20 protein-coding genes and 1 tRNA gene are annotated in these 25,434 nt (G+C 33.9%); 8 read left to right on the forward strand and 13 right to left on the reverse strand.

What is annotated here, in order from left to right:
• Positions 1–41: 41 nt before the first annotated feature.
• Together trxB and bshB1 are read left to right on the forward strand one after the other, a co-directional pair.
• Positions 42–1,013, forward strand: a complete 972-nt coding sequence (gene trxB / locus FTRAC_RS01110; protein ID WP_013452379.1) for a thioredoxin-disulfide reductase — start codon at positions 42–44, stop codon at positions 1,011–1,013.
• Positions 1,014–1,189: 176 nt separating this feature from the next.
• Entirely contained in the window at positions 1,190–1,909 is a 720-nt protein-coding gene (gene bshB1 / locus FTRAC_RS01115; RefSeq protein ID WP_013452380.1) for a bacillithiol biosynthesis deacetylase BshB1, read from the forward strand.
• A gap of 401 nt (positions 1,910–2,310) precedes the next feature.
• Here bshB1 and FTRAC_RS01120 read toward each other — a convergent pair whose 3' ends face one another.
• Together FTRAC_RS01120 and pdxH are read right to left on the reverse strand one after the other, a co-directional pair.
• Positions 2,311–3,531: a glycosyltransferase gene (locus FTRAC_RS01120; RefSeq protein ID WP_013452381.1), complete on the reverse strand. Its 1,221-nt coding sequence runs from the start codon at positions 3,529–3,531 to the stop codon at positions 2,311–2,313.
• Positions 3,531–4,172 carry a pyridoxamine 5'-phosphate oxidase gene (gene pdxH, locus FTRAC_RS01125; protein ID WP_013452382.1) on the reverse strand — a complete coding sequence of 214 codons (642 nt, stop codon included), beginning with the start codon at positions 4,170–4,172 and terminating at the stop codon, positions 3,531–3,533. The genes FTRAC_RS01120 and pdxH overlap by 1 nt, the downstream gene beginning before the upstream one ends.
• A 111-nt stretch (positions 4,173–4,283) precedes the next feature.
• Here pdxH and miaE point away from each other — a divergent pair, with 111 nt between their 5' ends.
• The 6 genes from miaE to FTRAC_RS01155 all read left to right on the forward strand — a co-directional run bounded on the left by miaE (position 4,284) and on the right by FTRAC_RS01155 (position 9,156).
• Entirely contained in the window at positions 4,284–4,868 is a 585-nt protein-coding gene (gene miaE, locus FTRAC_RS01130; RefSeq protein WP_013452383.1) for a tRNA-(ms[2]io[6]A)-hydroxylase, read from the forward strand.
• Entirely contained in the window at positions 4,869–5,447 is a 579-nt protein-coding gene (locus FTRAC_RS01135; protein WP_013452384.1) for a YqgE/AlgH family protein, read from the forward strand.
• A gap of 59 nt (positions 5,448–5,506) precedes the next feature.
• On the forward strand, positions 5,507–7,498 hold the full coding sequence (locus FTRAC_RS01140; RefSeq protein WP_013452385.1) for a DUF349 domain-containing protein: 1,992 nt from the start codon (positions 5,507–5,509) through the stop codon (positions 7,496–7,498).
• 134 nt (positions 7,499–7,632) lie between these two features.
• Positions 7,633–7,705: transfer RNA gene (locus FTRAC_RS01145), tRNA-Thr, on the forward strand.
• 35 nt (positions 7,706–7,740) lie between these two features.
• Positions 7,741–8,661 carry a hypothetical protein gene (locus FTRAC_RS01150; protein ID WP_013452386.1) on the forward strand — a complete coding sequence of 307 codons (921 nt, stop codon included), beginning with the start codon at positions 7,741–7,743 and terminating at the stop codon, positions 8,659–8,661.
• Positions 8,662–8,889: 228 nt separating this feature from the next.
• Positions 8,890–9,156, forward strand: coding sequence for a helix-turn-helix domain-containing protein (locus tag FTRAC_RS01155; RefSeq protein WP_013452387.1), 267 nt, complete (start codon positions 8,890–8,892; stop codon positions 9,154–9,156).
• 309 nt (positions 9,157–9,465) lie between these two features.
• On the opposite strand, the gene FTRAC_RS01160 is transcribed toward FTRAC_RS01155, so the two are convergent.
• The 11 genes from FTRAC_RS01160 to FTRAC_RS01210 all read right to left on the reverse strand — a co-directional run bounded on the left by FTRAC_RS01160 (position 9,466) and on the right by FTRAC_RS01210 (position 25,238).
• A complete protein-coding gene (locus tag FTRAC_RS01160) occupies positions 9,466–9,762 on the reverse strand; it encodes a helix-turn-helix domain-containing protein (RefSeq protein WP_013452388.1) in 297 nt (98 codons plus the stop codon).
• An 80-nt stretch (positions 9,763–9,842) separates the two neighbouring features.
• A complete protein-coding gene (locus FTRAC_RS01165; protein WP_013452389.1) occupies positions 9,843–10,217 on the reverse strand; it encodes a hypothetical protein in 375 nt (124 codons plus the stop codon).
• 44 nt (positions 10,218–10,261) lie between these two features.
• Positions 10,262–13,993 (reverse strand): YobI family P-loop NTPase, encoded by a 3,732-nt coding sequence (locus FTRAC_RS01170; RefSeq protein ID WP_013452390.1) that lies wholly within the window; start codon positions 13,991–13,993, stop codon positions 10,262–10,264.
• Positions 13,994–14,026: 33 nt separating this feature from the next.
• A complete protein-coding gene (locus FTRAC_RS01175; protein ID WP_013452391.1) occupies positions 14,027–15,541 on the reverse strand; it encodes a class I SAM-dependent DNA methyltransferase in 1,515 nt (504 codons plus the stop codon).
• The gene (locus tag FTRAC_RS01180; RefSeq protein WP_013452392.1) at positions 15,538–17,001 is read right to left on the reverse strand and encodes a DUF3883 domain-containing protein; all 1,464 of its coding nucleotides are present in this window, start codon (positions 16,999–17,001) and stop codon (positions 15,538–15,540) included. Before FTRAC_RS01180 ends, FTRAC_RS01175 begins: the two co-directional genes overlap by 4 nt.
• 3 nt (positions 17,002–17,004) lie before the next feature.
• The gene (locus tag FTRAC_RS01185; RefSeq protein WP_013452393.1) at positions 17,005–18,486 is read right to left on the reverse strand and encodes an RNA-binding domain-containing protein; all 1,482 of its coding nucleotides are present in this window, start codon (positions 18,484–18,486) and stop codon (positions 17,005–17,007) included.
• On the reverse strand, positions 18,479–19,075 hold the full coding sequence (locus tag FTRAC_RS01190) for a DUF4062 domain-containing protein (protein WP_013452394.1): 597 nt from the start codon (positions 19,073–19,075) through the stop codon (positions 18,479–18,481). The genes FTRAC_RS01185 and FTRAC_RS01190 overlap by 8 nt, the downstream gene beginning before the upstream one ends.
• Positions 19,065–20,582: a restriction endonuclease subunit S gene (locus tag FTRAC_RS01195; protein WP_013452395.1), complete on the reverse strand. Its 1,518-nt coding sequence runs from the start codon at positions 20,580–20,582 to the stop codon at positions 19,065–19,067. The genes FTRAC_RS01190 and FTRAC_RS01195 overlap by 11 nt, the downstream gene beginning before the upstream one ends.
• Positions 20,582–21,307: a DUF5131 family protein gene (locus FTRAC_RS01200; protein ID WP_013452396.1), complete on the reverse strand. Its 726-nt coding sequence runs from the start codon at positions 21,305–21,307 to the stop codon at positions 20,582–20,584. Before FTRAC_RS01200 ends, FTRAC_RS01195 begins: the two co-directional genes overlap by 1 nt.
• Positions 21,308–21,309: 2 nt before the next feature.
• On the reverse strand, positions 21,310–22,431 hold the full coding sequence (gene tcmP / locus FTRAC_RS01205; protein WP_013452397.1) for a three-Cys-motif partner protein TcmP: 1,122 nt from the start codon (positions 22,429–22,431) through the stop codon (positions 21,310–21,312).
• A complete protein-coding gene (locus FTRAC_RS01210) occupies positions 22,431–25,238 on the reverse strand; it encodes a type I restriction endonuclease subunit R (protein ID WP_013452398.1) in 2,808 nt (935 codons plus the stop codon). The genes tcmP and FTRAC_RS01210 overlap by 1 nt, the downstream gene beginning before the upstream one ends.
• Positions 25,239–25,434 lie beyond the last annotated feature (196 nt).

A 25,434-nucleotide genomic window follows, 5' to 3' on the forward strand; every position in this document is an offset into this window, starting at 1 on the left:
AGCAGAAGACCGTAACATTATTTAAGAAATTATTGAGCGTTATGACAGAAGAAAAAGTAAATGTTTTAATTATAGGTTCAGGACCAGCAGGTTATACAGCAGCTATTTATGCAGCCAGGGCTGGTTTGAATCCAGTAATGTACCAAGGCGGACAGCCTGGTGGTCAATTGACCATTACCAATGATGTTGAAAATTATCCCGGCTATCCTGATGGAATTAACGGGCCGCAGATGATGGTTGATTTCCAAAAGCAAGCGGAGAGATTCGGAACAGACGTGAGATTCGGTTTGGCAACCAAAGTGGATTTTAGTGGATATCCGCATAAAGTGATTATTGATGATAAGCATGAAATAACAGCTAATGCAGTAATTATTTCTACAGGAGCATCTGCTAAATGGTTAGGACTTGAGTCAGAGCAAAGATTAAATGGAATGGGCGTTTCTGCTTGTGCCGTTTGTGATGGTTTCTTTTACAAAGGACAAGACGTTGTTGTAGTAGGAGCAGGAGATACTGCAGCAGAAGAAGCTACCTACTTATCCAATATTTGTAATAAAGTAACCATGATTGTAAGAAGAGACGAAATGAGAGCTTCTAAGATCATGCAAAGACGTGTAGAAAAGGCGAAAAATATAGAGATCTTGTGGAATACCGAAACTGAAGAAGTTTTAGGTAAAGATGAAGTTGAAGGTGTTAGAGTGGTAAATAATGTAACGGGTGAGAAAACAGAAATAAAAGCAACTGGTTTCTTTGTAGCAATTGGTCATAAACCAAATACAGAAATTTTTAAAGATTTCTTGGAACTAAATGATGCGGGATATATCATCACTAAACCAGGAAGTACTAAGACGAAAGTAGAAGGTGTTTTTGCTTCGGGAGATGCTCAGGACTTCATTTATCGTCAAGCCGTAACAGCCGCAGGAACTGGCTGCATGGCTGCTCTAGATGCTGAAAGATTTTTGGCTGAAAAAGAAGATGAATTAGAAGAACAAGAGGAAGTAGCTGAAAAAGCTTAAGAAGTATTTGAATGTCTTAAAGGTAGATGTTATTTATAAACTTTAACATTTGAACTATGTTAAAAGGTTGTAAGTAAAGAATCTTTTACTTTTAAGACATTCTTTTTTTAATTAAATTTTAATGTTTATACATCTTATGTAATTGTAATTAGATAAGATTTTTACCTCTATATAATATGAAATTAAATATTTTAGCTTTTGCAGCTCATCCTGATGATATTGAATTGTCTTGTGCCGGTACATTGGCCAAGCATGCTGAAATGGGAGAGAATGTGGGGATAATCGATCTGACGGAAGGAGAGATGGGGACTCGCGGAACTCCTAAGATAAGGCTGGAGGAAGCTGCAGCTAGTGCAGATGTTCTAGGGTTGAAAATTCGTGAAAACCTTGGTTTTGAGGATGCTTTTTTTAAAAATGACTTACCACATCAAAAAGAAATAGTGAAGAAAATCAGGCAGTATCAGCCGGATATTATATTGGCAAATGCTGTTTCTGATAGGCATCCAGACCATGCAAGAGCATCTGAATTAATTTCTGAATCAGTGTTTTTAGCTGGTTTAAAGAAATTTGAGACTGTTGATGATAATGGTAAAGCTCAAACAGCCTATAGGCCTAGTAAAGTATATCACTATATACAAAGTTTGCCTATTATCCCCGATTTTGTAGTGGATGTGAGTGATCAATGGCAAAAAAAGATGAAATCTATTAAAGCTTTTGATTCTCAGTTTTACAAGCAAGATTCAAATGAGCCTGAAACCTATATTTCAAGTCCGAGATTTATGAAAATGATTGAAGCCAGAGCAATGGAATTTGGACAAATCATAGGGGTGGATTATGCAGAGGGCTTTACGGTAGAGAGGTATTTGGGAGTGAAGGATTTGAATGGTTTGATTTAATTAAGAATTAAGAATTTTTGAATTACGAATTTTCTGTGCTGCGGTTTGACGGTTGGCACCGTCTCATGGCTAATGGAGCAGTTCCAGAGTTATCCTTCAGAGGGAATGGAAAGCATAGTTGGAATATTGTATTTCCCTGATGTAAATACAAATAACCTACTAAGCAAGAAAGGAGCGTCATCCATGCGCAGGCAGGTATCTTGTTCTCTTGAAACAAAGTTTAAATTATCGAATTAAAAAAAGAGTGATTAGTTAATTCAATCATCAAGATGTATTTCCTATAATTTGGGTATTTTAATCAAAGATTAAAATCAATAGATTCCTGTCTGCACAGTAATGACGCACGGATCTACCCGCAAAAGGATATCTTAATATATTAAAAACACTGTTTCAATTATCTATCAGCTCTCAGAATCCAATTCCCGATAAATCTCAAGCAATTCCAAAGCAGTTTTTTCTTTGCTTTTATGCAAATCCACCTCTTTCAATAATTCACTGGACTGATTGACTAATTCCTTTTCAGGAAAGTAATTATCCCTTAAATAATGAACCAATTTGAGCATTTTAAAGCCATTGAACCATTCAAAAAAGCGTTCTTTAAAATGTTGTTTATTCTTAGATTTAGAATTGATTTTTTCCAACTCGTTCAATAATTTAGTTTCTTTTAAAAACTCGATTACTACAGGTGGAATATTTTCAATGAAGTTATCATCTTCAATTTTTTCTAAAAACTTCTTAATCAGTATAAAGCTTGCAAAATCGTAACTTAGGTTTAAGTCTTTAGATTGATTCTGATGTTCCTGCATTGCTCTGCCGGTTCCAAAAGGCACTCTGTCGGATATCCTAGCTGAGGGAATCACTTTTGTGTTAGTGATAGTATGGAAATTACCCAAAGGAATAATTTTGTGAAGAAAATAAAAATCTTCACCCGCCTTTCTTTGATTCATTCCTCCTTGTTTTTGATAAACCGAAGAACGCACAGCCATGCTGGAACCAATGGTATGAAATGCAAATGGATATCCTGTAAATTTTAATGCTTGGATGTAATACCTTAAATGTAGCTCATATAAAATGATAGCTTCATTTAAAGCACCATTATCTAAATTTAATGGGTGTTCATAGTGAATGGAAGCACCATTAGTTTTTGGATTATTTAAAAAATGGCTTTCTATTTCTTTAAGGTAATTGGGCTGACATTGGCTATCTGCATCAAAACAGAGTATTACTCCATCTTGATTAATGGAATTTAATCTAAAAGCAGCTTCATCCATTCCTATTTTTCTGGCTAAACCCACTCCAGCCTTTTTAGCTGGCAAATCAAAAGCCTTAATGATATGAAAAGTTAATTCAGAAGGATTCTTTTGGATAAAACCTTCAATTTCTTCTATTGTTTTTTGGCTTTGCTCTTTTATGAATTGATCAGCATTTTCAGGATGATTTATTACGAAAATTATTTCAACGGGGTGTTGTGTCTTTTCACATGCAGCCAATGATTTTAAAGTTGGTAATACATTTTCTTCTTTATAAATGGGGATTACTACACTTACAAAAGTGCTGCTTTTAATAGGTTCTTTTATAGAACGATTTGGGTAAGCATATCGCTCGAAATAAATATTAGACATCAAGGAGCCAATCTTTCAATCATCCAATTATTAGTTTTTGAAAAAGTATATCGAATTCTATCATGTAACCTGCTCGGCCTGCCTTGCCAGAACTCAATCATATTGGGTTTTACAGCATATCCACCCCAATGAGGTGGTCGATCTACTTCTTTATCTTTAAATTTTAATTCAATTTCTTCTAACCTTTCTTCCAACACTTTCCTGCTTTGGATCACTTCACTTTGTGGAGAAACCCATGCACCTATTTGGCTTGCTCTTGGGCGACTTTCAAAATACGCATCGCTTGTGGCTTCATCTACTTTTCTTACCTTCCCCTCAATCCGCACTTGTCTTTCAAGCTCAGGCCAAAAGAAATTCAAAGAAACCAAAGGAGAATTTGCCATTTGCTGACCCTTAGAACTATTATAGTTAGTATAAAACACAAACTCTTCATTCTCCACGCCCTTTAACAGTACTATTCTGGAAGAAGGCTTATTCCCATCTATAGTAGATACGGTCATGGCGTTAGGCTCCATTATTTCCGCATTAATGGCCATATCAAACCAGCTTAAAAACTGATCAACTGGGTTTGCATCTACTTCTGAAGCTTTTAGGCTTAGTGCAGAGTATTCTTTTCTGATATCGGCTATGGATTGTTGCATATTTTTTTTGAGATTTCTCTTTAAATTATTAGCGGCTTAAGGATTTTAAATTTATTATTGTTTCAAATTGTTTCCAATTATTGGATGATAAATAGTAAAATTATTTTCTAAATGAAGTTAAGGATTGATTTAAAAGCTGAAAGTAGTCAAGAATGGATTGAAACCGTTATGGCTGACTTCGATAGTTTTTTACAAGATCATGCGAATTGTGAACGCAAAGCTTCTGGAATGGCTATGAGTTTTGTAGCTAAATTTCCTGATAGGTTGGAAATTATTCCTGAGCTAATTGATACTGCTGTTGAGGAATTAGAGCATTTTCGTGATGTTTATGCTATTATGCAATCCAAAGGAATAACACTTCCTCATAAAATTGAAAAAGATTATTATGTGGATGATTTGATTAAAACTTGCCGTTCAGGAAGGGAAGAACGATTTATGGACCGTTTGCTGTTAGCTTCTTTGGTTGAAACTAGAGGAGCGGAACGTTTTAGAATGGTTTATGAAGCATTGCCTGAGGGGGATTTACGTAAATTTTACCATAGATTATGGGCTTCTGAAGCCAAGCATGGAGAGATTTTTGTTGATATGGCCCTTCATTATTTTGATAAAAAGGAAGTATATAATAGATTAGATGAAATGAGCGCAGCAGAAGCAGAAATTCTTAAAGCTTTGCCGCTAAAACCTGCTCTTCACTAAATGGAGTTTTTTGAATTTAAAAATATCGAACAGCCTCAAAAAGGAGATTTATTACTCTCTGAACCTTTCCTGCCTGATCAAAATTTTGACAGGACTGTAATCTTGTTATGTGAACATAATGAAGAAGGTTCTTTTGGTTTCGTATTAAATAAATTATCCATTTTAAAAGTAGATGAAGTGTTACAACAAATCGGTAGTTTTGAAGCAGAGTTGTTTGTAGGCGGACCAGTACAGCAGAATACTTTACATTTTATTCATAATATAGATGAGTTGAAAGAAGGTGGTCAGAAAATCACGAATGGATTATACTGGGGAGGTGATTTTGAAATATTACAAGATTTGATGCAAAAAGGAGCACTCGATAAAGAAAAATCGCGCTTTTTTGTGGGGTACAGTGGATGGTCAGAAAATCAATTGCAAGAAGAAATTGATCACAATAGCTGGATCATTGCTCGTGGAGTACATCCTTCGTATATTTTTAATAGCCCCCCGGAAACACTTTGGAAAAGTATTTTGGAAAAAATGGGAGGCAGATTTAAGATTTATGCCAATTACCCATCTGACCCTAATCTGAATTGATTGAAACTTTTCACAATTTTTAATTAATATTGTACCGTATTAGAGAAAGTAAAATTATTATGATAGACGAAAAAGGTACTTCTGAAAATCCACAGGAAAATAATTCCGAATTGGATAAGGAGAAGGAAAATGTGGAATCCACATCAGAAAATCAAATAGAAGGCTCAGCAACTGTGGAAAAAGAAGAGTCAGCTGAAAATCAAGTGGAAGAACTCAACTCTGAACAAAAAGAAAGCGAGCCTAAGGAAGAAGTTTCATCTGAAGATCAAGAAACTAAGTCTTCTAATGATGAATCTGTGCAAGAAGAGGAACATGAAGGTGAGCACGAAGATGAGCACGAAGAACTTCCTGATTATGCTGAGTTCAGCAAAGAGCAGTTAGTGGAAGCCATTAAAGAAATATCTAAAAGTGATAATTTCAAAAAAGCTGATCGAATCATAAATGAGTTAAAGCCTGTTTATGATGAAATTTATGAAGCTGAAAAAAAGGAAGCTTTAGATAAATTTCTGGCTGATGGTGGAGAAGAAGCTGATTTTGCCATGAAACATGATGAGTTGAATGAGCGATTTGAGGCAAATTATCAACTATATAGAGACAGAAGAAAGAAGCACTACAGGGAGCTCGAACATCAAAAAGATGAGAACCTTAAGACTAAAATAGATATATTGGATAGATTACGTGATTTGGTAGATGGCGAAGAGACCATCACGAGTCTGAATGTAATCAAAGACATTCAAAAAGAATGGAAATCAGTTGGGCCGGTTCCTGGTAATCAATCCAAAACCCTTTGGGCAAATTATAATGCACTCTTAGATCGATATTATGACCAGAGAAGCATTTTATTTGAATTAAAGGAATTAGATAGGAAGAAGAATCTGGAGGCTAAGACAGAACTTTGTGTAAAAGCTGAGGAATTGGCTCAGTCAGAGGATGTGCCTTATGCAATCAAACATTTAAATGATTTACATGAAGAATATAAACATATAGGGCCTGTACCTAAAGAAGAACAGGAACCTTTATGGCAACGATTCAAAGCGGCTTCCGATGCTATTTATGATAAGCGCAAAGAGTTTGTTAAGAATTTAAAAGAAATTCAAACAGAGAACCTTGAAAAGAAGGAACAGATCATAGAAAAGCTTAAACCATTCTTGGAATTCGACTCTGACAGAATAAAGGAGTGGAATTCTAAAACAAAAGAGATTTTAGCCATTCAAAAGGAATGGGAAGCGACTGGACAGGTTCCAAAGGAGAATGCGAAAGAAATCAACAAGAATTTCTGGGGTAATTTCAAGCAGTTCTTTGCCAATAAACATGAATTCTTCAAGCGTTTGGATAGTATGCGTGAAGAGAATTTAAAGAAGAAACAGGAGTTTGTAGAGAAGGCAAAAGAGTTATGCGAAAGCACGGACTGGAATAAAACTGCAGATCAATTAAAAGGATTACAACGTCAGTGGAAAGAAGTTGGTCCGGTTCCTGAGAAATTCAGAGAGAGCATTTACAAGGAATTTAAGGCAGCTTGTGATAAGTTTTTTGAAAATAAAAGAGCAGGCTCTAAAGATGCTCAAAAAGAATTTGAGGAAAACCTAAAAGCCAAGGAGGATATTATTGCTCAAATCAACGGTTTAGAAGCAGGTGATTTAGATCAATTGGAGGCTTATGAGCAAGCTTATGGGAAAATAGGATTTGTTCCTAAAGAAGCTATCCAAAAAGTAAAAGAAGACTTTTCAAATGCTGTTCAGGCTTTCGTTGAAAAATCAGAAGATGTACTGACAGATGAACAAAAGGAAAAGGTCAAGTTAATGGCTCAAATAACCAAAATAATGTCAGGGCCAAATTCTGACAGGAAACTTAATCAGAAGGAAAACTCTTTAAGGAAAAAGATTGGTGATTTGCAAAATGATATTGTGACTTGGAAAAATAACATGGAGTTTTTTGCTTCTTCTAAGACAGCTGATAAATTGAAAAAAGATTTTGAAGAAAAAATTGAGGACGCAGAAAAGGAAATCTCTCTGTTAAAGAAGCAGTTACGAATAGTCCGCTCAATAGATTGAAAAATTCTTTAATATTTTTCTGAAAATGGGTTTGGATTAATAAAAACAGCCTTTATATTTGCATCCGCATTCAGGGATAACAAAAGGTTAAAAACTGAAAAAAGCAATTAGAATCCGTTCTAAAATTACTTTAAGCCTCCTTAGCTCAGATGGTAGAGCAACTGACTTGTAATCAGTAGGTCGTTGGTTCGATCCCGACAGGAGGCTCTTGATTATCAGCCATTTACGTTTAAATAATGTAAATGGCTTTTTTATGTGCAGTTTTTTTGCACAGAAATTACAATTACAATATGCTCCAAGAAGGAAAAAATTTATATCACCAGAATCCTAAAGATGCCTTTGTGGCATTGGGGAATTATGGTTTTTTTAAATTTTACTTCCTTTTAATTTATCTGTTAATTCTAAGTTTTTCATCGCGCGTTGAGGGTTCTACTCAAAATCTTAGCGAAGGTCGTGACCATCCATTTTATTACCAACCATCATTTGATTTTTCTGATTCAGAAAAATACCTAGCTCCTGAATTTTCAGAAAAAGGAGGCTTTGATAATGATATCGATGCTTCACTCAATCCTCAAATTTATGAGGCATGTTTAACTGGATCAAATCAATTCAATTACATTTCGGTTGATTGGTCTATCAGAGAAGTAAATGAAGAGCAATCAAATGCCAAACAATTTAATTTAGATACATTTCCTGAATTTAAGATTACGAGTAAATCACTTGTGAAAGATAATTTTGATGCTGTTAAGTTTCTCAATGTTTTTAATAAAGCTCAAGAATTAGGATATTTCTCAAGTATTTCTGCAGAACTATTCATAAAATTTATATTACAAGACTTCAGAGACGAAACTATAGTATTTAATAAATTGAATGGAAAGGACTCACAGTTCTTCTTTCCATTCTTGATTTTGCTTGAGGAATGCGAATTACTATGTATAAAAACTTTAAGTAAAATCAATTCCAACGGCTTTCTAAGGACTTCTGGTGGTGGAATCAAACGAACGAATGATATGGCAACTAAAGTTAGGGATTGTGTTAAAAAGCATAATCTTGCTTCGTCTGCATCATTTAAGTTACTTGCTGATTTTATAATTGACGAATTTGAATTACAAAATAGGTTCAGTTCTGAATCAGTTTTAAATAAATTAATTCGCTTTACATAAAAACATATCATTTTTACATTACCGGAGCGATATATGCCTTCCATCTTTAAAATGCATTGACTCTCAATATTACTAATTACATCTAATTTTGATAGATTTTCTTTTATTTGAGTTCATTTTGATCATTATCAAATCTTATTGACCGCAATTTCACCGCATTCTTAATTATTGCTATAATATATTTTTTAGACCCCGTAAAATTGCACTCTCACAAAATCAACAAATAAAATGTTAGAGCTTAATTTTAAAGAAGATATTCTCCAAAAGGTAATTGAAAATGCAGTTAAAAAAGTGATCAAAGAAAATGGAAAGGCACCAACTAGCGAATGGGTCTGTAGCACAGAAGCAATGGAAATTTTAGGTATTAAGAAGACCAAACTTGCGGATTTAAGAACAAAAAACAAAGTAGAATATTCAAAAGTAAGTGGAAAGAATATTCTTTATTCTCGAGCTTCTTTGCTTAAGTATATCGAAGAAAAGGTGGTGAAGTATTAAAGAAATGAATTAGAGTTTATTTATTATTCTATTTAGCTCCAAAGCATAATATGGATTGGTAACACCACTTTTTAATTAGTCAGCAATTTAATTTAAAGAATAATCTATGATAGGGGATACTAAGAAAAAATCATGTGATTTTCTTGGTTTCCCCTATCATGTTGCAGTTTTACTTAATCATTTAATGGAAAAGCTTTATTTTTTTCTAAAAATTAGCTAGAGAAAAATAGATTCACTTAAATAAGCAGTGTAATGAGCAAGAACATAAATTGTATTCAATTTACTTTTAAGATATATTTCAAATTATATCTATTTGTTCTTTTTAAAAATTCTATTCATTTCCTTGATCCCCTCTAAAGGAAGTTCTTCCCCCACAATCGCATCAACTACACCATCCAGTATATCTAAATATCTTGAAACCTCAATTAAAACCACTAGGGAAACCTTACCACTTGATTCTAAGCGGACTATTGTCCCTCTATCATAGCCGGTTTGAAAGGACAGTTCCTCCTGCGTAATACCCTTGAATTTTCTTCTGTCTTTAAGTGCTTTGCCAATTCTTTGAAGAATTTCTGTATTTGAATAGAGTTTGTATGCCTTTGACATAATTATTTTTGTTGTATATATACAACAAATTAACGATAATCAGGTAAAATGTTCTATTTATACAACATTAGATTATCATGTCACCACCACAACTTTAAAAACACTTTTGGAAAAACTTCAAGACCTTTCATTACCGTTTCTTCTTCCTCTTTATTCCAATCATGGATTCCTCCGTCTCTTTCAATCAGTTTCATAGTTTCTAAAAGAGTGTCAACATCTTTAACTTGTTCCTTATCTCTGTCTAATCTTTCATTCGCTAGTTCCTGGTATCTTTCCAACCGGGGAATAATAAAACTGGCAATGGTATGATCCAGTCCCCAAGTTTCACTGTCATCAAACCCTCTCTCCATTCTTTGCTTTATGAACTTCTCCTCCCTTTCATCATCTTTTTCTGTAAGGGAAAAACAGACGTTGGGGATGTTGAGGTATTTTATGTCGATAGTTTCATTTTTCATAGTGTTCTGAAGTTAGCTTTTTAATAATTGGATAGAATGCGAATTTACTGATCCAAATCTTCTTTACTAGCTAAAATTTTGCCACTTATGAATTTTCTCTTCTCGTCAATCTTATAATTTTTAATGATTTCTAAACGTTTTAGATTTTCAAATAAGACAAAGCTTTCACTTGAATAATGGATTTTAGGAACTTTATTTTTCTGTCCTAACTTTACTAGCTGTTTATTGTATATTACGTTTGATAACTTTGATAAAAAGCTTAATACCCTTTCTAAGTCTTCTTCTACTATCTCTTTCAAATATTTACCTAACAATTTGGCTAGAGTTAATTCATTTAATTTAGGAGCTATTTTAATGACTAGATTTTCCAACAAATTCAGTTTTATACCAAAAATTACTTTCTCCCTAGATAAAACATCTGCAATAAGAGTTTCGTTGTCGGTAATATTTCTGTCTCCAAAATTTTTAATTACAATTCGTGACAAGAGGTTATCTGACAATTCACTTTTTAAGATTTTGTTTAAATCATTAGAACTTAATTGAATTTTTCTATTTTCGTCAACTAAAATTGAAGAATTTCTAATCAGGTAATCTACATATAGCTCTGAATCTTTTCCTTTAAAAAAGTCAATTAAAGTTTCAGTAATTGGTAGCAAATTATTTTGTATTAAAACTATTAATGCACTCTTGCTAACAGCCTCTATATTATCTTCAATGTTATTTTTTATATAACTTCCTAATTCAGTATCATTTTTTAAATCCTTTAAATAAGTATTAATTTCTTCGGTTGTGTTTTTATTGAAAATATATTTAATAAATATATCAAAATAGGTATTTAAATAATTTTGAATTTCTGACACCTCAATAGATAAATTTTTCTTTACATTATCTAAGAAAAGGTAATTTTCCAGCTCTTCATTATCAGAAAATTTCTCTTGATAAACACAAAGGTTAATCCATTGTGGCTCTAACAGATTTCTTCTTAATAAGATTGGCCATAAATTGTGGTTATCTACATCTTCTATATGCTCTATTAGAGATTTGATATTAGCATCTGCTAAAAATTTTTGTGCAGCAGGTTCTTTTAATCTGTTGATTAAATTAACATATTCAGAATGAGTTTCATTAATCGAATATTCGGAATGAATTAAGACTTCAGAAGCATAAATATCAATGTTATTATTTACATTTTGGCTTAAATAATTTAAGATATCTTGACTTTCAAAATATGACAAAGGCTTTTTAAGATATTTATGAAATTCATCATTGCCTAAATCGTAAAACTTAAAATGTGCTTCAATATTTTTGTAATTAAGTTCATATCTGAAATTCTCAATTATATATTTGACAAGTTTTTTCTTTTTGGCGATTTCTTTATCTATCGAAAAGTTTTTAATCTTTATTTCAAGTTCCCTTATATTTTCATAAACGAATGAGTCTTCTGGTACATTTTCTCCAAATAATGCAGTGTCTGTATTTAAAATATGTTGTAGCTCATTTTTGAAATCTTCAGGTAACTTTTCAGTATAATTTGGATGCAAGTTTAGTAGCAGATTCCTAGAAGTACTAATCACATTTTTTGATGAATATGGCTCTAAAAGTTTATACGACTTAGTGTTAGAGAGAATGAAAAAAAAGTGTTTAATTTTTTTCTCTGCTTTTTCAAGTAAAATTTTATAAAACTCTATATGATATTCAAGATGAGTATCAGTGAAATTTTTAAAAGCCTTAATCTTATTTTGAATATCTTCTTTTTCATCACCCTTATATTCGAAAAGCCTAAGAATTAAATCAGGTATAAGTATTTTTGAGCTACTGAAATCTTGTTCCTGCAATTCTAAAGCTATTTTTAGATAGTCAATATCATGATCGGTTTGTTTGAATATGCCTGATTTAATTTGATTTAGGCAAAGCAATTCCTTTTGATTTAAAGAAAATGGTTCGATTATAAATAGATAGTCATGGAAATCTGATTCTATATATCCTCTATGAAGAAAGAATTGTAATAAATATTTACTTTCCCAATCCTCTAACTCTGGAGGGATATTTTGGCAGTAATTTTTAACGCTATAGTTTATTGTTTCTTTTAACTGTGCTTCTACTGATATTTTATCTTGTGATATTTTTTTCTTTGCCTCTTCACTAGAGTCATTAATAATTTTTATCTTTTGAAGATATTCTTGATAAAGATTTCTAGGCTCTGTTATTTCTTCTGGTTGATTATTTACCCGATATCCATTTAGAGTGTTATTCTGAAATATACTTTTGAAATTATCCAAATTACCAACGGTATTAAGAGTATTTATTCTTCTATAGCTTGTCCGACCTTCTTTATCTTCTAGAAGCACTTCAATATTTGTAGAAAAAAGATTTGATATTTTGATTGCTGAGGCTAATAATGCTGGGAGAAGAAGTGACTCTTCAATTTTTGGCATTTTTTCAATTTCTCGTTGTTGTATTTCTATTTCTTCCTTTCTTCTTCTTAGTTCTAATTCCTTGTTCTTTTTACCGTTAATAAAATTAATAAATATAAGTTCAAGTTGATTCCCATTTTGTCTGATGTCCTCAAATTCATCTGGATAAAGATTTTTAAATATTACCAATGAAAATAATTGCTGCGGTTTAATCAAGACCTTAGTTTCTTCTTCCTTTTTGAAATAAGATTTATGTTTTTGTTGGAATAATTCAAAATATATAACGTATTCATTCCAAATATTATAGAGAGTTCGATAATCATCTATATAACTAGCGACATCTTTAATAAAATTATCTGGTAGGTTGATATTACTTTGATTTTGACTAGAGAAATCATTATTCCATTCCAATAATCTCTCCTTGGAATTTTTATAACCAACAGCAGGGAGTACGGGAATTATGAAATCAAAAAACTTAGTTCGATTTTTGTAATTTGTTCCAAAGATGTCATCCTTAATGAGAAAGAGAAATGCTATTTTTTTGGACTTAATTGATCGATTTATTATCTTATTTATTTCTCTAAGATGAGTAAGAATCGCTAAAGCTACTGTTTTATTTCGGTCAATATCTTCAAAAACAATGATCTGATTTTCCGTACTTTCAAAAAAATAGATTATCTCATCTAAATATTTAGCTAAAATAGAATCTTCTCTATTTTTAACTGACTCAAACTCACTATTGGCAAACCCAAATTTGGTAATCCTTAAGTTAATTATTAGTGGAATTATAGCTTTTATAATTTCAAAACCTTTAAAAACTAAGACTATGATAGCAAATAAAGTCAATAAGTGCGTTACACCTTTCGAAATCCAATCTGTTGAATTAAAAAACTCAGGAATAAGCAACCATAGAATAGCCATGAGCAAAAGCATTATTGTTTTTGCCCATGATGTAGTATCTATTTTCTGTATCCTTTTGAACCTAGAGAAAGGGATATTCTTTGGTTTTTCTGAAAAGAATAGTTGCTTTAAAATATTGGATTCAATCTTATCCCTGATCTGGCGATTTTTTATATTTCTATGGGAATTAGTATCTGAACCATGGTGCTCTTCAGAGGTATTCTCATCAAATGATGAAAAGGAGATGTATTTTAATTTGTAGTTTGGAAATTTGCAGCTAAAACCTTTCAAAATACTCGATTTACCTGAACCATACGGACCTGATATAGCAATATTTTCTATATTCTCGTCTTCAATTGCCCAAAGTAAAGTTTCTATTTGTACCTCTCTGTCTTCAGCTGGTCTTGGTGCTAAATGGTAAAGATTTTTGGTAAAAGTATTATCAAAGCTGTCATTTTCCATTGTTTTACTTTTTAGATCATTTAAGTATATCCATCACCTATCCAATTCTTTCTGTATCACTCTAAAACTCTCCAATCCAGCCTCAATATTCTCAATTATCTCGCTTGCTAAAACATCCGGATCAGGGAGGTTATCTAGGTCTGCCAGGCTTTTGTCTTTTAGCCAAAATATATCGAGATTGGTTTTATCACGAGCAATGATTTCTTCATAGGAATATTTTCTCCATCTTCCATCAGGGGTTTCTTCCGACCAGGTTTCTTTTCTATCATTCCGATTGGAGGGATTATAACAATTGATGAAATCTTGCAAGTCCTCCAACTTCATGGTGTTCTTCTTTAAGGTATGATGCACATTGGTTCTATAATCATAAATCCAAACATCTTGTGTCCAGGCTTCTTTGGATGCTGGTTTATTATCAAAGAACAGCACATTGGCTTTTACTCCATGCGCATAGAAAATACCAGTCGGCAACCTTAAAATGGTATGGAGCTCCGTGGTTTTCATCAACTCTTTCCTAACTGTTTCACCTGAACCTCCTTCAAAAAGTACATTATCAGGTAAAACAACTGCTGCTTCTCCATTTATCTTTAATAAAGATCGGATGTGCTGCAAAAAGTTTAACTGCTTATTACTAGAGGTCGCCCAAAAATCTTGTCTGTTGTAGCTTAACTCTTGTTTTTCCTGCTCACCTTCTTCATTGGTGATAGTCATGCTGCTTTTCTTACCGAAAGGTGGATTAGCCAAAACATAATCTACACGATTTCCTTCATCTGCTATTAATGCATCATTAGGAGAAATAAAGGTTTCTCCATCAATTTCACCAATGTTATGCAGAAACATATTCATCAGGCATAGCCTACGAGTACCAGCGACTATTTCATTACCTGAAAATGTACTGTTCTTTAGAAAAGCTTTTTGCTCTTTGTTTAGCTCATGGTTTTTGATAATATAATCATAAGCCGCCAGGAAAAACCCGCCTGTACCACAGCTTGGGTCATGTATGCTTTTCATCGGCTCTGGTGCTACACAAGCCACCATGGCTTGAATTAAAGAACGAGGCGTAAAATACTGACCGGCTCCACTTTTGGTATCCGAAGCATTTTTCTCTAATAAGCCTTCGTAAATATCTCCTTTTACATCTGCACCTACCATAGTCCATTGCTCTTTTCCGATCATATCAATTACTCGAAGCAATTTAGAAGGGTCTTGAATTTTATTTTGTGATTTGGTGAAAATCTGTCCTAAAATTCCCTTTTCAGTGCCTAAAGAACGCAACATTTGGCTGTAATAAGCTTCCAACTCAGCACCACGTTTTTTGCTTAGTGTTTCCCAATTACAGTAATCACCATCTTCAATTTCATGGCCCTCCGTATCCTTAATTCGAGGAAAATCCATCTTTTTATTATAAGGCGGACGGGTGAGTTCATCTGCCATTTTAAGAAAAAGCAGGTAGGTTATTTGCTCCAAATAATCACCATAGCCTACGCCATCATCACGCAATACATTGGCAAAATTCCATACTTTTGATATTAGAGATGATTCGGTCATGATTGATTTAATTTTTTAATGAATACTTTAAATGTTGTTGGTCTCATTAGTACTTGATCATGTAATTCATCTACAATAAAGAAGTCTGCTGAATTAGTTTCGTAATCATAATTATATAATCTGTAAATGTAATATGATTCATGATTTTGCTCAGCAAATTCCCTTTCATTTATGGTATAATCAAATGGTGTTAAGTTTTTGCCGGATGTCGTCTTTACTTCAATATATTTGGGGTTACGCTTCTCATCAAAAGAAAGCACATCATACCCTTTACCATCTTCTACAATTTCTACTTGGTTGGCTAAGTCAAAATAGCCAATATTTTTTAAACGCTGGATTTCGTATTGCCTTACAAGTGCTTCACCAGCATCTCCGATTTCCTTCTTGTCTATTGATTTCTTTATGAAATCGATCTCGACTCCCTTGAAACTGGGGTTGTATTCAGGTACCGTATCGAGTCCATTTTCCGGGGGATCCTGAGGTCTTAGATAATTGGAGAACACCTCTTCAGGTTGTGAGTTACCCCAAGCTAATTCGATAAGTTTATCATAAACATGAAGATGTTCCGAAATAAAAGATGCTGTCAAGTCTAATAAGGAATTCCAGTCATAACTATGTATATCGGAAGATGGAATGGATTTCCAACGGATTTCTTTTGGGATGTTTTTCTTTACTATTTCCTTTTGCGCATTGTTCAAATGAGAATTCTTTTCGAAATAGAAGTCCAGTTTGTATACTAATTCATTTGTTTCACTATCAGCTCCTACTGTAAAAAAGATATCTTTATTGTCATCCCCTTTTCTATATATTCTTGCCCAAGTATAATGTTTGAAACGAGCCACCCTAATTTTGCCATCATCACTGTCTTTCCAACCCTTTGTACTCCACATTCTCCAATTGAAAGTGTCAATACCTGGTATTCTCTTTGTGAGATGATTTGACCAATATTTTGTTTTGGTTCCCAAGGAATTCATTATATAGTTTTTGGCAGCTACGTGTTCTTGTTGATCTTTATTATATACCTTCCCGCTCCAGTGTGCGAGGAACTCAATCTCTTCTGCTTTAAAGAAAGCCAATTCATGTTTTTCATGGTGCAATTCTAATATAGCAAAAGCGCTATAATTCTCTGGCTTTCTCCAAAAACGTTTGCATTCATCAATTTGAGTAAAGCCATAAAGCTGCTTGCTTAATTTTGAAGCCTTTCCAATTTCTAATTCTTCGCATAAATTATAAAAACCATAGCCATGATCATTCTTTGTCTTGTAGATAGCAATTGAGCTAATCAAAGGTCTGCCTTGTTCATATTCAAAAGCAGAAATCTCACCAAGGGTTTTGCTTAGGATTTGACGCTGTGATTCCAGGCCTAAGTCCAAGCCAAGTAGTAGGCCAATTGCCTCATAATAAATCGGCTCACCTTTGACGCACTGATCAATTAAAAACTTTCTAACCTCTTGATTCATAAACTATTTAATTATTTTCTTCAATTTATCAGTTATAAAATACCCTCCTGTTTGCGCTGCTGATCCTTTAAACTCGATAAAACCTATATCTTTCAATTGTTCGATATATCTTTCCAAAGTTCTAACACTACCCAGATCTGTAATATTTTTATAATCAGGTATTCTTTTACCTTCATCTTTAATAATAGCAGCTAATAGTATAGTAAGTTGACGTATAGTTCTTGTAGTAGCTCCGTCAATAGCTCCGTCAATAGCTCCGTCAATCCTTATATTTATATTATCATCTCCTGCTCCGACAAGACCACCGTCAGTAGCTCCGCCAAGTTTTATATTAAGAGGGAAAGAAAGCTTTACACTTGTTTCTGTAGTAGTCCATTTAGGAGGTTTAAGACCAGCAGTTTTACAAGCATCCATAATCTTAATAGTTCCTCTTCCAATCTTCTCTATATAACCTCTTAAAAATGCCATATGGGCAATATCAGGATTGACAGGGAGGGATAAATGACTTTTCTTTAACTCGGCTGCCTTCAACGGAGACTTACCTGAATTGAAGACTTCAATTTTGTCGCTATAAATGATGACTGACATTGATGCCGATGGTAAACTATAATCACGGTGAACCAATGCATTCATCACCCCTTCTCTGAGGGCAGACATGGGTACTACATAGTCATCCTGACGTTCCCATTCCTTCTCGCTGAATTTTCTAGTTGTGTGCAAGTGCTTCTCAAAGAAATCTTGTGCAGACAGAATGTTCTTGAACAGATTTCCATCTAAAAGCTTATCATCGACAAACTCACCAGCAGTCTTCCCTTTTTCTAGAAAGGCTACTCGAACACGTGCTTGGGGAATAAAAAGAGCTGGATTCTTGGCAAAAAGTACCACAGCGGCATTGGTGAAATGTCCATTCTGAAAAAGTCCAAAATGGGTAAGAAAATCAATTGGGTTTCTATTATTTTCATCAAGTTTACTTTCATTGATGGATCGATCAACAGTCTTTTGAATTTCCTGAAGGTCCAAATCTTCTAACTCTACACCCAAAGCTGGTTGACGTTCCCAATGAAATTCATTTTTTTGACGATTATGGATGAGATTTGAAATCTCTTGTGAAGTTGCTTTGACAGTACTTTGTCTTCTACGGAAATAGATATTTCCATCAAAAATATATGGTTGCTTAGAGCCTGCCCACACTTTTACCAAAATTACTTGCTTATTGCCTACCTGTTCTAAAGACACCATAACAGGAGCCTCTGGAATTATGGCTGAATTCAAGTAATCAGTAAGTTCTTTCTCCCATTTTTCCGCATCGCTAATCCCGACTATTTTTTTGTCATCGGAAACACCAATAAGAACCTGACCACCTTCATGGTTGAGGAAGGCACAAATGATTTTGCCTATGGAATCTTTTTGAACAACTAATTTAAACTCTAGTTGATCGCCTTCTTCTTGTTTAAGAAGACTTTTTATGAGTTGTTCGCTATTCATATCCTTGATTCATTTGATTTACAATTCCCTGAATCCGGTCCACGTTAGAAAACTGGGTTTCAAGACATCTTAGTATATCGCCAATCCGATAAAATTCGTCAACCCAATGGCCAACCCTGTCAGCCAATGGCAAATTATTCATTATTGCTTCATTGTATAAATTAATCACCCGTATATCATCCAATATATTAGTACTTCGGTAATTAAAACTTGAATTGATATTTCCATTGCTATCGAACATGTATTGTTTGAGCAACTGCCGCGCAACTGTAATATCTCTGTGCGCGATAAACCATCTTGGTTTCCTTAATTCTATGGAACTTCTAATTTCTTGATGTGTAATTGAAATATCACCTTCTATAACAGCTCCATATCTAGACCGAATTATTCCAAAAAATACATCACAATTTCGAACAGCTTCAAGACAGTTCTGAGGATTTGACATGCCAGGATTAAGCGGAATTGTACGAATGTGAGAATTCCAGACTTCATATCCATATCCCGTCAAAGTTCCACAAATTTGTTCAATTTGGTCTTGAAAGCCATAAACTGTAGAAGCTACCATTATTTTAAGTTTTTCATTCGGCATTGCTTAAATTTTTGGTTTTTACTTTTTCTCCAACATGAATCCTCTCCAACAACTTCTCAGCTGGCTCCCAATCAGCATCTTGCTTGCAAGCTTCCAATTCTTTTTCGGTTAATAATTCGCCTGAAAAAGCTCTTTTTAATATGCTTTGCCTTAATGCTTCTGATTTTTCTAAACTTTCATTGATGCTTTCAGCTAATTTATTGGAAACCGAAAGCCTAGATTCAATTTCAGATACAATTTGCCTTTGTTCTCTAACCGAAGGAAAAACAACTGGAGATTGCCTGATTGTGCCCATTGACAAAGAAGGTTGAGCAACGGCTTTGGCTGTTGCCATCATCAAATTTTTACCAAAATTTGAACGAAAAAATAGTTCTAGAAAACGTGGCTCTACATTTAAATAAGGTCGGGCCATACCAATATTTGGACCCAGAAAGTAATTTTGATCTTTGGGAACTAAGGCAACATTTCCAGTTCCGGCACCTACAAAAACAATTATCAATTCCCCTCCTAGCAATTTTGATCTTTTAAGAAAACTTACATCTTCTGACTTAACCTTAGAATAATTAGTTCTTTTAAATCCATTTAACCCAGCATTTTCAGCCTTAATGACTGGTAAATCACCATTTTCTGAGTAAGAAACGTATTTAGTGTATTCAAACCCAGCTAACTTAGTAATAAATGCAATGACTCCTAACTGAGTCCAAATCCAGCTTTTAGGGATATTCCATTTTTTATTTTCATGATCTGAATTTGGAGGTTCAGGGACATCAAGTTTTTTTGGCTTACTTGGTTTTTTATACTGTTTCCTCTTACTATTCCACTCGACTAGATCTTGTTGCCATTCTTTGATTTGATTTTCATACAACTTATTCCTACCAAATGTAATTTGATTTGATAAATCTTCTGCTGATGGTAGTTCAGTCTGCTTTTTACGCCATTCTTTTGTTAATTCCCCTTCAAAAGCCTTTTTGAGAACAGCTTGCCTGTAAACTTCTAGTTTTTCTTTAGCAGATTTCAGATTGGCTATTCCATTATCTAATTCACTAAAGAGTTGCTCTATTTTGGATACTAAGGATTTTTGTTCAGGTAAGGGAGCAAAAGGTATCTTTTGCGATTTAAGTATGTTTCCAGATATTGCTTTAAATGTGGTTCCTGTACCTTGGTCATCAAGTGCTCTTTCAATAAATTTTAAATAGAACCATAAATAATTGTTTCCAAAAGGATATGTGATTGCAGCTAGACCTCTTCCTATAGCGCAATCAATATTTGTCTTATTTGTGGCCCCTACAGGAGCTCTTACACTAATCAAAATGTCATTTACTTTTGCTGTCTTTTTAGGAGCAGTACACCATTTTTTTACAACTGGATATAATTCAGTAAATTCTGCTTTACCTTGAAAAAATGGCATTCCTTCTCCTTTATCATTATATGTTGATGAAGGAGGGGATTGCCCCATGTTAATATTACAAATTTTTCCAAGCTCTATTTCAATCCAATCCTCTCTCATCAATAATTCTCTGCTATAATTGGCATTTCATCCCAGGTTCTTCCTTCCAACTCTCTACCTGTTTTCTTTTTATTTGTGCCGCCCCACTGTTTAAAAAAGAAAGCCACATTAGCTTTTTTGCATTGATCTTTAATATCAGTAACCCAATCAGTATCCATTGGCCGGGGTTTTCTTCCGCTTTCACCGCCTACAATTACCCAATCAATTTTCTCTAAATTCATATTGGGTAAAGGGCCAATTAAGGGTTCGCATGATAGAAATTTAACTCGGGCATTAGTATCTCTTAATAAGTCAATTCTATCCATTACTCTTTCATCCTCTACAGAAATACCCATCCAAATATTATGGCTCCAATCTAACCAGCCTTCACTGTCATAATATTTCAGTATTTCAGGTCGTTTGGTAAGCAGTTGAAAGACATGTTGAGGATTTTCTTTCATTACCTTAAATACTTTCTGTATAAAATCGACTGGAACATCAGGGTGAAATAAGTCACTCATTGAATTCACAAAAACCACTCTTGGCTTTTTCCATGAATAAGGCTTTTTTAGTTCCTCTTCATGAATTTTAATATCAAATCCATTTTGATATTTTTCAATACCCATGGCTTTAAGTCTTTTGCTCATTACTTCTGCATAGCAAAATTTACAACCTGCTGAGACCTTATCACAACCTGTAGTTGGATTCCAAGTCATTTCTGTCCATTCTATACTTGATTGTGCCATTGTTATTTATTCACTTTATATGAGATAATTCTTTTGAATTTATGATTAAAGACATACTTGTAATTTATTCCGGGTGTTTTACCTTCATAATCAATCTTTTTTTCCTTCTTTAGTGCTTTTAAAAGATCATTAGCATGTCGATAAAAGTTACCTGAATTATAGGTGTATAGCAATGCTTCTTCATTATTAGTAATTGATTTATTTAATAGTTTTTCCTCAAGATCGTTTTTAAATCCTTCAATTTTAGTCATTTTTTGATCATCAAACATTGACATTTGACTTTTCTTTAGGTCATTATCGATATCATAATTTGCTTCACCATTTAACTCGTTTTTTTTCCATGATATTTCCAAAAATTTATCAACAGCACGATAATGAGAGGCCCCAAAAATTATCCCATAAACATTGGCCCCTTTTTTAATAGAGAAGGGAAACATTAGCAGTTCGGAATCTTCTTTGAGTTGTGATTTAAGTTTTTGTAAAATTAATCTATGAATTTGCGATTGCTTCGTCTTTTTTATCTCTTCCGGATCTAAATCTAAAATTCGTTTGAATTCTTCAGTTTCACCAAGCCATTTAAAATAGGAAGAGGAAACGAAATATAAAAAATCAGTAGTTTTTGAATTTTCTAATTCCGTCAACAGTTCCTTAGAAATAAATTTGACGCCATTTTGATCTAGAAAAACCAACGAAGGATTATCATTAATTTGAGGTAGTAATTTGAAAAATAAGGTTGAAGCATCTTCATTATAATATTTTATCTCTAAGAAATATTTGAACTTAGGATGAGATTTTACAAAACCATTGCAATTTTCTTTTAGCGCTTCAAATTTTTCTTGATTCTTTTTCTTTGGTTCAAACTCGTTTAAGTGTAGGGTTATTTTTGTGCCGTTTTGGAAAATATTGGCCAAATAATCGTAAATGTTTCTTAAAATCCTGATCGGGGTACCCGGTACTTGATTACAATCATATCCAGGTCCAGAGAATAGATCAAAAATATGAATATTTTTATCACCTTTCATAATAAAAGTTGGTAGCCAGACCTTTGTGTAATCTTCAAATATTTCCAATTTTGCCATCGTGCCTTTATCGAACGGCTTTAAGTGTAAATCTTTGTATCCCATTATGCTGTTAGGTTTTGATTGAGTTCTATAATTACATTATCCGTTTCCTCACCAAATAATGCCCACATTTTCCCTCTGCCTCCTTTGGCATCAAAGGGTGTATAGTCCAAATCATCGACTTCTACATGGAAACTATTGGCAATATGGTCTTTCATCATGCGCAACCATTCCATTTGGTCAGGAGTAAATTTATTGTGCTTTCCAGCATTTTGTTTAAATACCCAATCCTGAAAGTTTTTATCTACTGTTTTATGATAGGGGGTGAGTTCATTATCAATTCCACTTACTTTTCTGATCAAGGAAACTAAGGCAACCAATTCATTTTTAGGGCTGTTTTCTTTTATATTTTCCAATTGGTTGTAAGCTTCCCAAACATAATGAGGAGCAAGTAATGGCTTTTCTCTTTTGAGCTTTTCCATCAGCTCTTTTATCATATGATAACTAAGGGCTCTTCGGTTATATGCTTGATCGTAAAAAATACTTAAAGCTGTAATTTCGTCTTTATGTGCCTCAATATAAGCGGAGAATTCCTTTACCACATCTTTGGCTTTATCCGTAGTAAAACTATCCCATTCCGCACTGATGACCTTATCCTGATTGATGGTGTCAATTACCTGATCATGCACTTTGCGTACATTTTCTATGTATTCATTTAACTCACCTGTAAATACTTTGGTTGCTTCATTACGCTTTTGCTCCATCGCCTTATTGAGTGCTTTTCCAATTTCATCAGGTGATGAACCGGCATATCCTTTTTGAGTATCTTCTTCAATTTGAGATGCTGTATCAGGGTCATAAGCTTCTAGTAGTTCTTTGCTGATTGTATTTAGGGCCTTCCCATTGGTAAGCTTTAAGAGTTCAGTTTTTTCCCTTTCGGTAAGTTGTTTATCTAATCTTATCAAACGATTTGCAAGAGAAGTAAATAAATCCTCATCCTGAGCACCCATTGCCACGGCACCCAATAAATCTTTAAGCGGAGTTCCTGGCTTACGCTCTAGTGGTCTACTATCAGTTTTCTTTGATTTAGTAGCACCCACTGCATCTACAATTACAAAGTGGGTTTTGGTATGTTTAGCAGTACGGGTTACTTTTTGCAAATCATCAAAATTAATGGTGCGCGTACCCCGACCTTTCATCTGCTCAAAATAATTGATGCTTTTCACATCCCGCATAAAGAGCAGAACTTCCAGTGGTTTTACATCCGTTCCGGTAGCAATCATATCCACGGTAACCGCAATTCGTGGTGCCCATGAATTACGAAAGCGATTCAATACCGATTTTGGATCTTCTTCAATTTTATAAGTTAGTTTTTTACAAAAATCATTTCCCTCTCCAAATTCTTCTCTTACCATATTAATGATATCATCCGCATGACTATCTGTTTTTGCAAAAATCAATGTTTTAGGTACTTCAAACTCACCTTTTTCATCAAATCGGTCTGGAAAAATAGTCGGGAGGGCCTTTTTAAAAGCCTGTATTATTGTCCTAATTTGATTAGGATTTACAACATCTTTATCCAGTTTGTTGGGAGTATATTCAAAGTCTTCATCCAATCGTTCCCAGCGTTGCTTTCTGCTTTGCTTATCTCGTTTTTCGATAAACTGCTCTGTTTTGGCTTCAATTTTACTTCCCTTCTTGCTGATTTCGGTTTCTATGGTAAATACATCATAAGGAACATTTACTCCATCTGAAACAGAATCTTCATAGGTGTATTCACTCACCACATTTTGATTGAAAAAACCAAAAGTCCGCTTATCTGGTGTGGCCGTTAAGCCAATTAAAAAAGCATCGAAATAATCGAGCACTTGTTTCCATAAATTGTAAATAGAGCGATGGGCTTCATCTATGATGATAAAATCAAATTGCTCAATGGGGTTTTTACTAGTGTATTCTACAGGAAGAGGTTCTTTCTTCTGCCAATTCCAGCCTTTTTCATTAGGATTCTCTTTTTCAACCTCTTCATCCAATTCTTGCCCTTTCAATATGGAGTAGAGTCTTTGAATGGTCGATATGCAAACCTGACTATCTGTAGCAATATAACTTGAGCTTAGTCTTTGAACATTATAAAGCTCAGTAAATTTCCGGTTATCGTCAACGGGCTGATACTTTAAAAACTCTTGTTCGGCTTGCTCTCCAAGGTTTTTGGTATCCACCAGGAATAAAATTCTTTTTGCATCCACATGCTTTAATAATCTGTAAGCAAAAGTGCAAGCAGTAAAGGTCTTTCCTGCACCTGTAGCCATTTGGATTAAAGCTTTTGGGCGGTTTTCCTTAAATGAATTTTCAAGGTTATTAATGGCTTTAATTTGAGCTGGTCTTAAGCCAGTTTCAGGCAAAGTTGGCATTTTTCTAAGCCTTGCCCTTAATGTTTCACTTTTGTCAAACCAATCGAGTAAAGTTTGCGGCTGATGGAAGTGAAAAACAGGTCTTGACCTTGGTTTGGGATCACGGTAATCAGTAAATCGAGTAATTACCCCCGTACTTTCATAAACAAAAGGAAGTGGTTCTTTATTCAGGTTATATTTTAAAGAGGCATTAGCATATTGTGTAGATTGGTCTTCTACCACGGTGAGCTTTTCACCTGACTCTTCTCTTTTAGCTTCAATTACTCCAACTGGCTTGCGATTGACAAATAGCACATAATCAGCTGGACCAATGTCGGTTTGATATTCCCTAACGGCTATTCCTAATCCTGCCGATAAGTTTACTTTGGATTTATCTTGCACCAACCACCCAGCATCCATCAGCATTTGATCAATGCGGTCTCTAGCAATTTGCTCAGGGTTTTGGTTGGCTGTTGCAGTCATTTATGGATTAAATTAATATAATAATGACTTAAATTAAGGCAAAAATTCTTAGAATCACATAATATGACCGTATTATTCGATGAATTTTAAGGAATTAATATGCTTTCTGAAATACATGATATATTATTTAGAAACATTAAGCGATTAATGGAATATCCAAAATCAGACTCTATGAGTTTTTGCAATCGTAAAAGTT

It is taken from the genome of Marivirga tractuosa DSM 4126 (genome assembly GCF_000183425.1).
Lineage (GTDB): Bacteria > Bacteroidota > Bacteroidia > Cytophagales > Cyclobacteriaceae > Marivirga > Marivirga tractuosa.